Source organism: Auraticoccus cholistanensis (assembly GCF_009742705.1).
GTDB classification, from domain to species: Bacteria; Actinomycetota; Actinomycetes; order Propionibacteriales; family Propionibacteriaceae; genus Auraticoccus; species Auraticoccus cholistanensis.
The window spans coordinates 71539-84726 of the sequence record NZ_WPCU01000008.1; the positions used below are offsets into that span (position 1 = coordinate 71539).

Annotated in this window: 18 protein-coding genes; 10 read left to right on the plus strand and 8 right to left on the minus strand. The window is 74.2% G+C overall.

Annotated elements, in window-relative coordinates:
- The coding region (locus GC722_RS18485) for a prolyl oligopeptidase family serine peptidase (protein ID WP_231747829.1) at positions 1-229 on the plus strand (229 nt) is incomplete at its 5' end.
- Between the two features lie 12 nt (positions 230-241).
- On the opposite strand, the gene GC722_RS12750 is transcribed toward GC722_RS18485, so the two are convergent.
- Positions 242-697, minus strand: a complete 456-nt coding sequence (locus GC722_RS12750; RefSeq protein ID WP_156610765.1) for a DUF3817 domain-containing protein — start codon at positions 695-697, stop codon at positions 242-244.
- Between the two features lie 102 nt (positions 698-799).
- Between GC722_RS12750 and GC722_RS12755 the strand changes: the two genes are divergently transcribed.
- The 9 genes from GC722_RS12755 to GC722_RS12795 all read left to right on the plus strand — a co-directional run bounded on the left by GC722_RS12755 (position 800) and on the right by GC722_RS12795 (position 6724).
- Positions 800-1165 carry a DUF1707 SHOCT-like domain-containing protein gene (locus GC722_RS12755; protein WP_156610767.1) on the plus strand — a complete coding sequence of 122 codons (366 nt, stop codon included), beginning with the start codon at positions 800-802 and terminating at the stop codon, positions 1163-1165.
- A gap of 159 nt (positions 1166-1324) precedes the next feature.
- Positions 1325-1546 carry a translation initiation factor IF-1 gene (gene infA, locus GC722_RS12760; RefSeq protein ID WP_090592297.1) on the plus strand — a complete coding sequence of 74 codons (222 nt, stop codon included), beginning with the start codon at positions 1325-1327 and terminating at the stop codon, positions 1544-1546.
- A gap of 97 nt (positions 1547-1643) precedes the next feature.
- Complete coding sequence (gene rpmJ, locus GC722_RS12765; RefSeq protein WP_020490683.1) at positions 1644-1757, plus strand: 50S ribosomal protein L36; 114 nt, start codon at positions 1644-1646, stop codon at positions 1755-1757.
- Positions 1758-2035: 278 nt separating this feature from the next.
- Positions 2036-2410 carry a 30S ribosomal protein S13 gene (rpsM, locus tag GC722_RS12770; RefSeq protein WP_156610769.1) on the plus strand — a complete coding sequence of 125 codons (375 nt, stop codon included), beginning with the start codon at positions 2036-2038 and terminating at the stop codon, positions 2408-2410.
- 96 nt (positions 2411-2506) lie between these two features.
- A complete protein-coding gene (gene rpsK, locus GC722_RS12775) occupies positions 2507-2911 on the plus strand; it encodes a 30S ribosomal protein S11 (protein WP_156610771.1) in 405 nt (134 codons plus the stop codon).
- A 30-nt stretch (positions 2912-2941) separates the two neighbouring features.
- Complete coding sequence (rpsD, locus tag GC722_RS12780; RefSeq protein WP_156610773.1) at positions 2942-3547, plus strand: 30S ribosomal protein S4; 606 nt, start codon at positions 2942-2944, stop codon at positions 3545-3547.
- A 130-nt stretch (positions 3548-3677) separates the two neighbouring features.
- Positions 3678-4700 (plus strand): DNA-directed RNA polymerase subunit alpha, encoded by a 1023-nt coding sequence (locus tag GC722_RS12785; RefSeq protein ID WP_156610775.1) that lies wholly within the window; start codon positions 3678-3680, stop codon positions 4698-4700.
- Between the two features lie 32 nt (positions 4701-4732).
- Positions 4733-5344, plus strand: a complete 612-nt coding sequence (gene rplQ, locus GC722_RS12790) for a 50S ribosomal protein L17 (protein WP_156610777.1) — start codon at positions 4733-4735, stop codon at positions 5342-5344.
- Between the two features lie 297 nt (positions 5345-5641).
- Positions 5642-6724: a glycosyltransferase gene (locus tag GC722_RS12795; RefSeq protein ID WP_156610842.1), complete on the plus strand. Its 1083-nt coding sequence runs from the start codon at positions 5642-5644 to the stop codon at positions 6722-6724.
- A 34-nt stretch (positions 6725-6758) separates the two neighbouring features.
- On the opposite strand, the gene GC722_RS12800 is transcribed toward GC722_RS12795, so the two are convergent.
- The 7 genes from GC722_RS12800 to GC722_RS12830 all read right to left on the minus strand — a co-directional run bounded on the left by GC722_RS12800 (position 6759) and on the right by GC722_RS12830 (position 12978).
- A complete protein-coding gene (locus tag GC722_RS12800; RefSeq protein ID WP_197430137.1) occupies positions 6759-7430 on the minus strand; it encodes a PIG-L deacetylase family protein in 672 nt (223 codons plus the stop codon).
- Between the two features lie 45 nt (positions 7431-7475).
- Positions 7476-7979: a metallophosphoesterase family protein gene (locus GC722_RS12805; protein WP_156610782.1), complete on the minus strand. Its 504-nt coding sequence runs from the start codon at positions 7977-7979 to the stop codon at positions 7476-7478.
- Positions 7980-8043: 64 nt separating this feature from the next.
- Positions 8044-8661: a superoxide dismutase gene (locus GC722_RS12810; protein ID WP_156610784.1), complete on the minus strand. Its 618-nt coding sequence runs from the start codon at positions 8659-8661 to the stop codon at positions 8044-8046.
- 96 nt (positions 8662-8757) lie between these two features.
- Positions 8758-9312, minus strand: a complete 555-nt coding sequence (locus GC722_RS12815; protein ID WP_156610844.1) for a GNAT family N-acetyltransferase — start codon at positions 9310-9312, stop codon at positions 8758-8760.
- A 48-nt stretch (positions 9313-9360) separates the two neighbouring features.
- Entirely contained in the window at positions 9361-10188 is an 828-nt protein-coding gene (locus tag GC722_RS12820; RefSeq protein ID WP_331714780.1) for an ECF transporter S component, read from the minus strand.
- Entirely contained in the window at positions 10185-11771 is a 1587-nt protein-coding gene (locus tag GC722_RS12825) for an ABC transporter ATP-binding protein (protein WP_331714781.1), read from the minus strand. The genes GC722_RS12820 and GC722_RS12825 overlap by 4 nt, the downstream gene beginning before the upstream one ends.
- A 16-nt stretch (positions 11772-11787) precedes the next feature.
- Complete coding sequence (locus tag GC722_RS12830) at positions 11788-12978, minus strand: CbiQ family ECF transporter T component (RefSeq protein ID WP_156610787.1); 1191 nt, start codon at positions 12976-12978, stop codon at positions 11788-11790.
- Between the last annotated feature and the right edge of the window lie 210 nt (positions 12979-13188).

Here is a 13188-nt window from a genome sequence, read left to right on the forward strand (position 1 = left end):
CCCGCCGACGCTGGTGACGACCGCCGACCACGACGACCGGGTGGTGCCGCTGCACTCGCACAAGTTCGTCGCCGCCCTGCAGTACGCGCAGTCCGGTCCCGCCCCCGTGCTCACCCGGATCGACACCGACGCCGGGCACGGCGCCGGCCGGCCGCGGCACAAGGTGGGTCAGGAGTGGGCCGACCAGCTGGCCTTCGCCGCCGCCCACACCGGGCTGCAGCCGGGCTGAGCGACGCGCCGGTCAGGCGAACCAGGTGGTGGGCGGCCCCAGCCGGACCAGACCGGCGAACACCAGCGTGAGCGCCGCCACGGTCACCACCGAGGCCAGCACGGGACGGCGCAGCACCAGCCCCACCAGCCGCTCCAGCGGTCCGCCGCCGGCCGCCTGGCGCAGCCGCCAGCGGTCGGCGAGGAGGTCGCGGCGGCGGGCCCACCGCTCGAAGGGCAGCGTGGTGAAGGGCAGCACCGCCGAGGCCAGCCCCAGCACGGTGGCCCGGGCCGGCCAGCGGCCGTCCACCGCGACCAGCACCGTGGTGACCAGGTAGGCGAGGAAGACGAAGCCGTGCAGCCCGCCGCCGATGCTGACCCCGACGTCGGTGGTGCGGGTGACGTACTTGAGCACCATCCCGGTGAGCAGCAGCGCCCAGGTGACGGCCTCGGCGGTCGCGACCAGCCGGTGCAGCTGACGGGGGCCCATGCGGGGTTCTTCCTCGTGGGGTCGGGAGCACCGGCAGCCTACGTGGCCGCGGCGGCCGGCGGTCAGGACCGGCCCGGCCCGCGGCTGCCCTAGGCTGGCCGGGTGGAGGAGCTGCCCATCTCGTCGCGCTACCGCAGCCGGCCCGACGAGCCGCTGGCCGAGCAGGAGCGCGCCGAGCTCAACGAGCGGCTCAACGCGGCCTTCGCCGACGGGGCCCTGGTCGAGGAGGAGTACCGGCAGCGGATGGACCTGCTGTTCGCCGCCCGCACGCTGGGCGACCTCGTCCCGGTGGTGCAGGGGCTGCCCGCCTCGCCGACCCACGCCGTGCCGGCCATCGTGGCCCAGGACGGCCGCCCGGGCGAGCTCAGCGAGCCGCGCCGGCCCCGCGGGCTGGCCCCGCTGGCGGTGGGCGGAGGGGTGCTGCTGGCGCTGCTCGTGGTGCTCCTGCTGGTGCTGCTGCTGGGCTGACGCCCGCCGCGGCGGGGACGTCCCCGCCCGGATTTGGCCGGAGTTGGGTGGTGGCGTAGGCTACATCGTCGGTCACCCGTGCCGGGAGACCATCACATCCACCACCGTCCGTGTCGACCGGGCCCTGCGGGTCCGCCGGTGCGGAGAGATCGAGAGGTAATGGCGAAGAAGGAAGGCGCACTCGAGCTCGAGGGCACTGTCGTCGACGCGCTCCCGAACGCGATGTTCCGCGTGGAGCTGGCCAACGGGCACACCGTCCTGGCCACCATCAGCGGCAAGATGCGGCAGCACTACATCCGCATCCTCAAGAGCGACCGTGTCGTCGTCGAGCTCTCGCCCTACGACCTCGATCGCGGTCGGATCGTCTACCGGCACAAGTGATCGAGCAGGTCTCGCACACGCATCCACCACAGACCGTCGTCCGGTCGCGCGCCCCGCGGCGCTCGTCCCAGGCGGTTCCGAGTCAGAAAGTTGCTCGATGAAGGTTCAGCCGAGCGTCAAGAGAATCTGCGACAAGTGCAAGGTGATCCGCCGGCACGGTCGCGTGATGGTGATCTGCGACAACCCGCGGCACAAGCAGCGTCAGGGCTGACCTGACGCTGCGCCACGGCGCAGCACCGCCGCCCCGCCCAGGCGGGAGCGGCAGCCCGCTCCGGCGGGCACAACCACACAGCGTGGACGCACCCCGGTGGGGAGCGACCGGCCAGCAGGCCGGGAGCAGCACCGGGTCCACCCTCGGACGAAGGCCGAGGCCCTCCACCGGATCCTCCGGTCGGCGGGGACGCGCCACGCCACACACCTTCGCGGTCCTGACGGGCGTGGAAACCCGATCGGCTCTGGCCGGGACCGGAAACGAAAGGGAACGCCGTCATGGCACGTCTCATCGGGGTCGACCTCCCGCGCGACAAGCGCCTCGAGGTCGCACTCACCTACATCTTCGGCGTGGGACGCACCCGCGCCCTGGAGACCCTGGAAGCCACGGGGATCAGCGGCGACACCCGCGTCCACCAGCTCACCGACGAGCAGCTGGTGGCCCTGCGTGACCACATCGAGGCCAGCTACCAGGTCGAGGGTGACCTGCGTCGCGAGGTCGCAGCCGACATCCGACGCAAGGTCGAGATCGGCTCCTACCAGGGCCGTCGCCACCGCAGCGGTCTGCCCGTCCGCGGCCAGCGCACCCGCACCAACGCGCGTCAGCGCAAGGGCAAGCGCAAGGCCGTCGCCGGCAAGAAGAAGACCCGCTGACGCCCCTGACGGGCGGCCGCGCCCCGGGCACGGGAGCAGCGGCTGAGCGGGTCCCGATGCGGACCATCCTCACGATCCCAGGAGAGACCAGAACACATGGCTACTGCAGGCCGTAACGCCGGCGCCAAGAAGGTGCGCCGCAAGGAGAAGAAGAACGTGGTCGCCGGCCACGCCCACATCAAGAGCTCCTTCAACAACACCATCGTCACCATCACCGACCCGTCCGGCGCCGTCATCGCGTGGGCGTCCTCGGGCACGGTGGGCTTCAAGGGCTCCCGCAAGTCGACCCCGTTCGCCGCGCAGATGGTGGCCGAGGCCGCCGGGCGTCGGGCGATGGAGCACGGCATGAAGCGCGTCGACGTCTTCGTCAAGGGCCCCGGCCCGGGCCGCGAGACCGCGATCCGCTCGCTGGGTGCGATCGGGCTGGAGGTCGGCGCCATCGCCGACGTCACCCCCGTGCCGCACAACGGCTGCCGCCCGCCCAAGCGCCGTCGCATCTGACCGCCCGAGAAGAACGAGAAGGACTGAGAAATGGCCCGCTACACCGGCCCCATGACCAAGAAGTCCCGTCGCCTCGGGACCGACCTCGTCGGCAACGACAAGGCCTTCGAGCGCCGTCCGTACCCCCCGGGTGTGCACGGCCGTGGCCGCACCAAGGACTCCGAGTACTCCCTGCAGCTGCGTGAGAAGCAGAAGGCCCGCTTCTCCTACGGCGTCATGGAGAAGCAGTTCCGGCGCTACTACGAGGAGGCCAACCGGCAGACCGGCAAGACCGGTGACATCCTGCTGCAGATCCTCGAGTCCCGCCTGGACAACGTGATCTACCGCGCTGGCTTCGCCAACACCCGCCGCCAGGCCCGCCAGCTGGTGGTGCACGGGCACTTCCTGGTCAACGGCCAGAAGGTGAACATCCCCTCCTACCGGGTCAGCGCCCACGACGTCATCGACGTCCGCCCCAAGTCGCTGAACCTGCACCCGCTGGTGGTCGCCCGTGAGACCCACGGCGAGCGCGAGGTCCCGGCCTGGATGGACGCCCGTCCGAACCGGATGCGGATCCTGATCCACTCCCTGCCCGTCCGCGAGCAGATCACCGTGGACGTCCAGGAGCAGCTGATCGTGGAGCTCTACTCCAAGTGAGCCCCCTGGTGGCGGGCCGGGAACGGCCCGCCACCCCACCCGCCCCGCGAGGGGCACCCCGCCCACGCCGGATGCGTGAGCGGTTCCACGTCCTCAGATAGCGGTGGACGTGGGGAAGGAAGAGAACACCATGCTGATCGCACAGCGCCCCACCCTCTCCGAAGAGGTCGTCGCCGAGCACCGCTCCCGGTTCGTCATCGAGCCGCTGGAGCCCGGCTTCGGCTACACCCTCGGCAACTCGCTGCGTCGCACCCTGCTGTCGTCCATCCCGGGCGCGGCCGTGACGAGCATCAAGATCGACGGCAACCTGCACGAGTACTCCACCATCGAGGGCGTCGTCGAGGACGTCACCGAGATCATCCTGAACCTCAAGGGTCTGGTGGTCTCCTCGGAGGAGGACGAGCCGGTCACCATGTACCTGCGCAAGGCCGGTGCCGGTGCCGTGACCGCCGCCGACATCGCCCCGCCGGCCGGGGTCGAGGTCCACAACCCCGACCTGCACATCGCCACCCTGAACGACAACGGCAAGCTCGAGATGGAGCTCGTCGTCGAGCGGGGCCGTGGCTACGTGTCCGCGGTGCAGAACAAGAACTTCGACGCCGAGATCGGCCGCATCCCGGTCGACTCGATCTACTCCCCGGTGCTCAAGGTCACCTACAAGGTGGAGGCCACCCGCGTCGAGCAGCGCACCGACTTCGACCGGCTGGTGGTCGACGTCGAGACCAAGCCCGCCATCACCCCGCGCGACGCCGTGGCCTCGGCCGGACGCACCCTGGTGGAGCTGTTCGGGCTGGCCCACGAGCTGAACATCGAGGCCGAGGGCATCGAGATCGGCCCCTCGCCGGTCGACGAGCAGCTGGCCGCCGACCTGGCCCTGCCGGTCGAGGACCTCAACCTCAGCGTGCGCTCCTACAACTGCCTCAAGCGGGAGGGCATCCACACGGTCAGCGAGCTGGTCTCGCGGAGCGAGCAGGACCTGCTCGACATCCGCAACTTCGGCTCCAAGTCGATCGACGAGGTCAAGGAGAAGCTGGCCGAGATGGGCCTGTCGCTCAAGGACAGCGCGCCCGGCTTCGACCCGATGAGCGCCGTCGGCCGCTACGACGACCAGGCCGAGGACGACATCGACTACGCCGAGACCGAGCAGTACTGACCTACTCGCACGACCCATTGGAGAACTGAGACATGCCCACACCCACCAAGGGTCCGCGCCTCGGCGGCAGCCCGGCCCACGAGCGGATCATCCTCGACAACCTGGCGAGCCAGCTGTTCGAGCACGGTCGGATCACCACCACCGAGACGAAGGCCAAGCGGGTCCGTCCGCTGGCGGAGAAGCTGATCACCAAGGCCAAGCGCGGCGACCTGCACGCGCGCCGGCTGGTGGCCACCCACATCCGCGACAAGGGTGTCCTGCACACCCTCTTCGCCGAGATCGCCCCGGCCGTGGCCGAGCGCGACGGTGGCTACACCCGGATCACCAAGGTGGGGCCGCGCAAGGGCGACAACGCCCCGATGGCGGTCATCGAGATCGTCACCGAGCCGGTGAAGGCGCGTCCGGCCGCCCCGGCGGCGGCTCCGGCCGCGGCCAGCTCGATCGAGCCGAGCACCGAGGCCGACCCGGCCGAGGTCACCCCGGCCGACGAGACCGGTGGCGAGCGGCCCGACGAGGCCCCGGCCGAGGCGCTGCAGCCCGAGGAGACCACCACCGAGACCGCGGGGGCCGAGGCCACCGAGGCCCGTGACGAGGAGTCGGAGGCCGTCGACGGCTCCGGCGAGGACACCTCCAAGAGCTCCTGACCGACCTGGTCGGCCAGTGACGGACGACGCGGCGCCCATCGGATGGATGGGCGCCGCGTCGCCGTCTCGGCGCCCTGTGGTGGTGCGCCGTCTCGGCGCCCTGTGGTGCGCCGTCTCGGCGCCCAGGTGGTGTGCCGTCCCGGCGCGGGTAGGCTGCTCGCCGTCCGGGGCAGGGCAGACTGGCGCCCGGGCGCCCGAGCCGCCCCAGCCACGCCGAGCCCCAGGAGGACCGTGACCGAGCGCCGCAACCTGCGGATCGCCCAGCTGGCCAACTTCGTCGGCCCGGTCTCGGGGGGCATGCGGACCGCGGTCGACCACCTGGGCCGCGGCTACACCGACGCCGGCGCCGAGCGGATCCTGGTCGTCCCCGGGAGCACCGACGAGGTGACCGAGACCGGGTCCGGGATCGTGGTCCGGGTCCGGGCCCCCCGGCTGGCCGGCGGCTACCGCATGATCGCCCAGCCCTGGCGGGCGCTGGACGTCCTGGACCAGTTCCACCCGACGTCGGTCGAGGTCTCCGACAAGTGGACGCTGTCCCCGGTGGCCCGCTGGGCCAGCCGGCGCGGCATCGGCTCGGTGCTGTTCAGCCACGAGCGCCTCGACGCCCAGCTCTCGCTGTTCCTCAAGCGCCCCCAGGGGCGCGTCCCCGGCATCAGCACCCTCAACAGCCGGCTGGCCAAGGCCTTCGACGCCGTGGTCGTCACCTCCGCCTACGCCGCCGACGAGTGGGCCCCGACCGGGGCCAACCTGGTCCGGGTGCCGCTGGGCGTGGACCTGGAGACCTTCCACCCCGACGCCGGCGCCCCCGTGGACGACGGCGTCCTCAAGCTGGTCTACATCGGCCGGCTCTCGCGGGAGAAGAGCCCGCACCTGGCCGTGGCCACCGCCGTCGAGCTGCACCGCCGGGGGGTGCCGGTGCGGCTGGACGTCTACGGCACCGGCCCCCACCTGGACGAGCTGCGCCAGGTGGCCGGGGACGCCCCGGTGGTCTTCCACGGCTACGTCGGCTCCCGCGCCGAGATCGCCCGGCGCTTCGCCGCCGCGGACATCGCCCTGTCGGTCTGCCCGGTGGAGACCTTCGGGCTGGCGGTGCTGGAGGGTCTGGCCAGCGGGGTGCCGGTGGTGACCTCGGACCGCGGCGGTGCACGCGAGCTGGTGGACGCGTCCTCGGGGGAGTGGGGCCGGCCCGACCCGGCCTCGCTGGCCGACGCCGTGCTGCGGCTCGCCGCCCGGGACCAGCAGGTGGTGCGGCGGGGAGCCCGGGCGCGTGCCGAGCGCTACCGCTGGTCGACCAGCGTGGAGCGGATGCTCGAGCTGCACGGGCGGCTGGCCGAGGAGGTGCCGCACCGTCCGCTGGTGAGACGCCGGCTGGCCTCCTGACCCCTACCCAGGCCGGCTCGGGCCGGCTCGCGGACTAGTCGGCCACCCGGCTCAGCCGGACGCCGCGGCGACCACCCAGCACCTGCTCGGGCGGGCAGGACCGCTCCACCTGCACGCGGGCCTGCTCCAGCACCGGGGTGGTGGGGTCGAGCACCTCCAGGTACACCCGGTGCTCGGCCAGCGCGGCCACGGCGGCCTCGACGTGGTCCTCGACGTCGACCACCAGCTCACCGGCCAGGTCCTGCTCGTACAGCGGCAGCCCGCTGACGGCCAGCGCCTCGGCCACGGCGTGCCCGAGCTCGACGTGGTCGGACTGGTTGGGCTCGCCCGGGCCCCAGGCCGGGCCGTAGTAGCCGACCACCACCACGTCCGGGGCGATCCGCTCCACCGCCTCCAGCACGGCGGACCGCAGCCCCACCTCGTTGCGCAGGGCGGAGTCGGGGAAGCCGAGGAAGTGCAGGTCGTGCACCCCCACCACCGCCGAGGAGCGTCGCTGCTCCTCCTCCCGCAGCGGTCCGGCGACCTCCGGGGCCATGCCCTGGATGCCGGCCTCGCCGCTGCTGGCCAGCACGTAGCTGACCGAGCGGCCCGAGCGGGTCCACCGCGCCACGGCCGCGGCCAGCCCGTACTCGACGTCGTCGGGGTGGGCGACCACCACGGCCGCCCGCTGCCAGTCCTCGGGGAAGGGTCTCGGCTCGCTCTCCATGGCACCCATGGTGCACCGGCCCCCCCGGCGGCGGCAGGCCCCGGCTCAGCGCTCGACCGGCACGAAGGTGACCTCGCGCAGCGTCCCGGCGTCGGCGACCGCGGTGGCCATGGTGCAGCGGGGCTGACGGCGCCGGTCGGTGGGCGAGCCCGGGTTGAGCAGCCGCAGCCCGCCCGGGGTGGTGGTGTCCCAGGGGATGTGGCTGTGGCCGAAGACCAGCACGTCGGTGGCCGGGAAGGCCTGCTCGCAGCGCGCCTCACGTCCCCGCGCGGCACCGGTCTCGTGGGTGACCGCGATCCGCACGCCGTCCACCTCGGCGCGGGCCACCTCCGGCAGCCGGGCCCGCAGCCCGGGGCCGTCGTTGTTGCCCCAGACCGCCAGCAGCGCCCGCGACCTCTGCTCGAGCTCGTCCAGCAGGGCCTCCTCCACCCAGTCACCGGCGTGCACCACCAGGTCGGCCTCCGCGACCGCCCGCCAGACCTGCTCGGGCAGCCGCCGGGCGCGCCGTGGGACGTGGGTGTCGGCCAGCAGCAGCAGCCGGGTGCTCATCGCGACCTCCGGGTACGCGTCGGGGGCCGCACCCGACCGGTGCGACCCCCGAGGGTGGGAAGGATCAGACCAGGCCCACGGTGGCGGTGCGGGCGGCGGTGAAGCGCTGGGCGGCGTCGGCCCAGTTCACCACGTTCCACCAGGCGCTCACGTAGTCGGCCTTGACGTTCTTGTACTGCAGGTAGAAGGCGTGCTCCCACATGTCGAGCTGCAGCACGGGCACCTGGCCGACCGGCACGTTGCCCTGCTGGTCGTAGAGCTGGAACATGTTGAGCCGCTGGCCCAGCGCGTCCCAGGCCAGCACCGACCAGCCGGAGCCCTGGATGCCGGCGGCGTTGGCCGCGAACTGGGCCCGGAATCCGTCGAACCCGCCGAAGAACTCGTCGATCGCGGCCGCCAGCTCGCCGTCGGGCTCGCCGCCGCCGTCGGGGGACATGTTCTTCCAGAACACCGAGTGGTTGACGTGGCCACCCAGGTTGAAGGCCAGGTCCTTCTCCAGCTTGTTGATGTTGGCGAAGTCGCCGGCGGCGCGGGCCTCCGCCATCTTCTCCAGGGCCGTGTTCGCCCCCGCCACGTAGGTGGCGTGGTGCTTGCTGTGGTGCAGCTCCATGATCTCCGGCGCGATGTGCGGGGCCAGCGCGCTGTAGTCGTAGGGCAGGTCGGGCAGGGTGTAGACCCCCATGGTTCCTCCTGGTTCGGCGTACGTACGTCCGAGGTCGACTCTAGCGAGCCGCCGCCGCACGGCGGGGGCGGGTGGCCGGGCTGCGCGGGCCCGCTCTCAGTCCTCGTCGGTGAGGATGCGCTGGAACAGCCGGTGGTCCTGCCACCGCCCGGCGATCCGCAGGTAGCGCTCGGCGACGCCGATCGGGGTGAAGCCGCAGCGGGTCAGCACCCGCTGCGAGGCGGCGTTGTGCAGCAGCGTGCCGGCCTGCAGCCGGTGCAGCCGGAGGTGGTCGCGGCTCAGCTCGCAGGTGGCCCGCACGGCCTCGGTCATCAGCCCCCGACCGGCGAGCCCCGCGTCCACCCAGTAGCCCAGGTTCGCGCTCTGGAAGGAGCCGCGGATCGTCCCCGAGACGTTCACCACGCCGACCACCTCCTCCTCGGCGCCGGTGCCGCTCACCAGCACGAGGGGGAGCCCGTCCCCGGCCTCGGCCGCCCGCAGCCGGGTCAGGGTGTCCTGGCGCTGCGCCTGCTCGGTGAACCACGACGGCTCGCGGGCGGGGTCCCAGGGGGCCAGGTGCTCGCGGTTGCGGACGTAGGCCCGCGCCAGCGCGGCGGCGTCGCCGCGGGTGCGCAGCCGCAGCCGGACGCCGTCGGCCAGCAGGCGCGTCATCACCCCGGGAGCGTAGCCCGGCGCCTCGCCACCTCCTCGGCGCAGGGGTCAGCGCACCCGCCCGGCGCGCCGCAGCACGGCCAGCACGGCGGGGCCGAGCAGCAGCAGGGCCACCGTGTTCGTCACCGCCCGGCCGGTGTCCCAGCCGGCGGTGGAGGTGATCAGCGCGTAGGCGGCGAACCGGCGCAGGTTCTCCGCCGCCGGAGCCCCGGGGAGGTGGTCCAGCGGTCCCGGCGCCCCGGGGGCGGCCTGCGCGACCAGCGGCCAGGACCACAGGCTCATCAGCAGCCCGAAAGCGTAGGCGGAGACGACGCCGTAGCCCACCAGCCAGGCCAGCTCGGCGCGGCCGCGGGCCCGGCGCGGGAGCAGCCCGGCCCCCATCCCCACCCAGGCCGCGGCGACCATCTGGAACGGCAGCCACGGGCCGACGCCGGCGGTGAGCAGCGCCGAGGCGAACAGCGAGGTGCAGCCGAGCAGGAAGCCGAACGCGGGACCGAACACCCGCCCCGCCAGCACGAGCGTGAAGAACACCGACTCCACCCCCGCGGTCCCGGCCCCCAGCGTCGGCCGCAGCGCGGCGTTGAGGGCCGAGAGCACGCCCAGCACGGCGAGCGTGCGGGAGTCCAGGCCGTGCTCGGTCAGCTGGGCCAGCACCAGCAGCACGACCAGCGGCAGCAGCAGCGCCAGCAGCCACGGGGCGTCCGCAGCGGCCCCGGAGCGGGCCGGCAGCCAGAACGGCCACAGCAGCAGGGCCAGCGCCACCGCGCTGGCCACCGCGACGACCAGCGCCGACCAGCCGCGCAGCCGGACCCCGACGGTGCCGACCCCCACGTCGAGCACCGGCAGGTCCTGCGGCGCCGGAGTCTGCCGGCTCACGAGGGGCTCCCGGCAGCGGTCAGCAGCTCGGCCACCGTCAGGTAGCGCAGCGGGGACATCACCCGGGCCACCTGGGTGGCCAGCAGCGGTGAGTCGGCCAGCACGTCGCGGACCGGCCCGTCGCCCACCACCTCGCCGTCGGCCAGCACCACCACCCGCGAGCAGGTCCGGGCCACGAACTCCACGTCGTGGCTGGCCAGCACGACGACGTGCCCGCGTCGGGCCAGCTCGGCGACCTGCCGGGTCAGGGTGGCCTTGGCGGCGGCGTCCAGGCCCCGGGTGGGCTCGTCCAGCAGCACCACCGGCGGCGAGCCCGCCAGCTGCAGGGCCAGCACGAGCGCCAGCTTCTGGCCCTCGGAGAGGTCGCGGGGGTGCTGGCCGGGGTCGACGTCGGGCACCAGCTCGGCGAGGGCGGCCAGCGTGCTGCCGGCCGGCAGACCGGCCTGCTCGTCGGCGTCGGCGCACTCCTCGGCCACGGTCTCCAGGTAGAGCAGGTCGGCCGGGGTCTGCGGCACCAGCGCGACCTGGCCGCGCCCGGGCCTGCCGTCGACGCGCACCGTGCCGGCCTGCCGGGGCCCGGCGCCGTGCAGCGCCCACAGCAGCGAGGACTTGCCCGAGCCGTTGCGCCCCACCAGCGCGCACACCTGACCGCGCGGCACGGCCAGGTCGACGCCGGCGACGGCCACCTGCCGGCCGTGGCGCACGAGGACGCCGCGGGCGTCGAGGCCCTGGTCGGCGACCGGGGCGGGCAGCGGCGGGTCGGCCGGCGGCGGGCCCAGCCGCGACCGCAGCCCGGCGGCCCGGCGGCGGGCGTCGCGCACGTGCAGCGGCACCGGTGCCCACCCCAGCCGGCGGCCCAGCTCCAACACCGGCGGCACCGAGCCCGCCTCGGGCAGCAGGTCGGCGGGGGCCCCGTCGCGCACCCGCCCGTCTGGCAGCACCGCGACGACCCGGTCGCAGGCCTCGACCACCCGCTCCACCCGGTGCTCGGCCACCAGCACGGTGGTGCCCAGGTCGTGCACCAGCCGCCGCAGCAGCGCGACCACCTCCTCGGCGGCCACCGGGTCCAGCGCGGAGGTCGGCTCGTCCAGCACCAGCAGCCGTGGCTGCAGGGTGAGCACGCTGCCGATCGCCACCCGCTGCTGCTCGCCGCCCGACAGCGTCGTCAGCGCCCGCGACCTCAGGTGCGCGATGCCCAGCAGGTCCAGGGTCTCCTCGACGCGGACCCGCATCCGCTCCGGCGCCACGCCCAGCTGCTCCATCCCGTAGGCGAGCTCCTCCTCGACGGTGTCGGTGACGAAGCCGGCCAGCGGGTCCTGACCCACCCGGCCGACCCGGTCGGCCAGCTCGCGGGGGCTGGCCAGCGTGACGTCGGCGCCGTCGAGGAGGATGCGCCCCACCCGTCGCCCGGCGGTGAAGCGCGGGACCAGGTTGTTGACCGAGCCGAGCAGGGTCGACTTGCCGCTGCCGGTGCGGCCCACCACCAGCGCCAGCTCGCCCTCGGGCAGCTCGAGGCAGACGTCGGACAGGGTGTCGCGCTCCGCCCCGGGGTAGCGCACCGTCAGGTGCTGGATGCTCAGCACGTCGCCTCCGCGGCCGTCACGACAACCCTCCGGCGGCGGCCCGCGGGAGCTGGGCACCGGTGAGCGCGGGCGGCGGGGTCAGCAGCGCCGGCAGCAGCGCCAGCACCGGGGCCAGCACCAGGGCGGGCGTCAGCGACGGCCAGGCCCGCACCCCGGGCAGCAGCACGCCGGCCTCCGGTCCGCGGGCCACCAGCTGCACCACCGCGAAGCAGGCCAGCCCGCTCAGCAGCGTCGTCCACTCGGCGGCGCGCATCCGGTCGGGCCGGTGCCGGGTGCGGACCACCGCCCGGCCCGCCGAGCGGAACCCCAGCGCCGCCGCGGCCAGTCCGGCCAGCAGCACCAGCAGGCCGGGGTCGAGCTGGGCCCAGGCGGCCTCGGCGGGGTACCACCGCCAGGTGGGCAGGGCCGCCGAGAGGACGGCGAAGGCGCCGTAGCCCAGCAGCACGACCGACGTCACGAGCAGGGTGCCGGTGACCAGCCGCCGGCCCCGGCTGGTGCCGGCCTGGCGGCCGTAGCCGCGGGCGTCCATCGAGGCGGCCAGCTGCAGCGAGCGGTCCAGGGCGTCGGTCAGCACGGGGACCACCACGGCGCGCACCACCCGGTGGCGGTGCCGCACCCCCCGACCGGCCGGGGTCGCGCGCAGCAGCCGCGCGCGCCGCACCCGCAGCACCGAGTCGGCCAGCTGGGCGAAGACGGTGACGGCCACCACCAGCACCGCGCCGACCTCGTAGAGCGCCCCGGGGACCGCGGCCAGCAGCCGCTTCGGGTTGGCCAGCGCGTTGGCGGCTCCCACGCACACCACCACCGCGCCCAGCCGCAGCCCGTCCTGCAGCCCCTGCAGCACGGCGTCGGAGGTGACGTCGCCGAGCAGCCGCAGCCCGCCGGGCCACAGCGCCGGCAGCTCGGGCAGCGGGAGCAGCACCGCACCGCCCTCGCCGCCACCGAGCAGCACCCGGTACAGCACGCGCACCACCACCAGGAACACCGCGAGCAGCAGGTAGAGCCGGAACGAGGAGGCCCACGGGCCGTCGCCCCGGCGCAGCGACACCACCGCGACCACGACGGCCACCAGCAGCACCAGCAGCAGCGGGTTGGTGGTCTGGCTGGCGGCCGCGGCGGTGCCCAGCGACCAGCCCCACCACGCGGCCGGGTGCAGGGAGCGCGGGACCCGGGCGAGGGACCAGCGGTCCCGCAGCGTGCCCGGCATCAGGTGTCCTCGTTCTGCCGCGGTCACGACACGCCCGTGCGGCAGGACCGCTGACCGGGCTCGTCCCGCGGACCACGGCGGGTGGTGGTGAGCCGGGGCGGTGCAGGCACTCCGGCTCCGCCGTCGAGGACGGCGACACGGTTGCGGGCCAGCGTCGGGTTCGCACCGACTTCCCCTGCAGGCGCCCCTGGATGTCGGGGGCAACGTACC